The 521-nt window shown below is 71.4% G+C and carries 2 protein-coding genes; both read left to right on the top strand.

Translation table 11 applies throughout. From position 1 onward, the window contains the following. Positions 1–175, top strand: a 175-nt coding sequence (locus QR78_RS30900; RefSeq protein WP_048431464.1) for a peptide deformylase, incomplete at its 5' end; no start/stop codon positions are given. 1 nt (position 176) lies between these two features. Further along, a partial coding sequence (locus QR78_RS30895; protein ID WP_048431463.1) for a methionyl-tRNA formyltransferase occupies positions 177–521 on the top strand: 345 nt, incomplete at its 3' end.

Below are 521 nucleotides of genomic sequence, written 5' to 3'. Positions count from 1 at the left end.
CCGCACCCTCGACGGCGAGACCGTGGAGCAGGAGGCCGACGGCCTGCTCGCCACCTGCCTCCAGCACGAGATCGATCACCTCAACGGCGTGCTGTTCATCGACCACCTGTCGAAGCTCAAGCGCGACCGGGTGATGAAGAAGTTCGCCAAGGCGGCCAAGCGCGAAGCCGCCTGAGATGCCGCTCAAGGTCGTGTTCATGGGCACCCCGGATTTCGCGGTGCCGACGCTGGCCGAGATCGTCGGCGGCGGCCACGAGGTCGTGGCGGTCTATACCCGCGCGCCGGCCCCCGCCGGCCGCGGCATGGCCCTGCGCCCCTCGCCGGTCCAGGCGCTCGCCGAAAAGTTCGGGCTCCCCGTCCTGACGCCGACGACGCTCCGCACCGAGGAGGCCGCCGAGACCTTTCGCGCCCACGAGGCCGACGTCGCGGTGGTGGTCGCCTACGGCATGATCCTGCCGCCGGCGATCCTCGACGCACCGGCCTTGGGGTGCCTCAACCTCCACGCCTCCCTGCTGCCGCGC

The sequence above is a fragment of the Methylobacterium indicum genome, assembly GCF_001043895.1.
Lineage (GTDB): Bacteria > Pseudomonadota > Alphaproteobacteria > Rhizobiales > Beijerinckiaceae > Methylobacterium > Methylobacterium indicum.
The sequence above is the reverse complement of the archived record's forward strand: the minus strand, read 5'-3'. Positions and strand labels throughout refer to the sequence as shown.